General features: G+C 59.8%; 1 pseudogene. It reads left to right on the plus strand.

The annotated features are described in order from the left end of the window. Positions 1 to 82: 82 nt before the first annotated feature. Positions 83 to 346 (plus strand): annotated as a pseudogene (locus tag SB753_RS35545) (YbhB/YbcL family Raf kinase inhibitor-like protein); the annotation flags it as partial.

Here is a 346-nt window from a genome sequence, read left to right on the forward strand (position 1 = left end):
TGCCCTGGTGTGACCGCGGCAGATCAATGCGGTGCCGTTGATACCGGTTGCACGCATCTTTCATCCTTCAACGGAGCGCATCATGAGAGTGAAGAGTTTGTTGCCCGCAATTTTATGCACGTCGATGGCGCTGGCGGTCATCCCCGCGATAGCCGGCGCCGAGCCGTTCACGATCAGGGTCGACGACCTGCGTGACGGGCACTTTTCGAACGAGCAGGTATACGGAGGTTTTGGCTGTCACGGTAACAACGTTTCGCCGCGCATTTCATGGGCTCACGTTCCGCGCGGCACGAAGAGCATTGTCGTGACCATCTTCGACCCTGATGCGCCGACTGGCGGGCTCGGC

Source organism: Paraburkholderia sp. SIMBA_053 (assembly GCF_046534895.1).
Lineage (GTDB): Bacteria > Pseudomonadota > Gammaproteobacteria > Burkholderiales > Burkholderiaceae > Paraburkholderia > Paraburkholderia caledonica.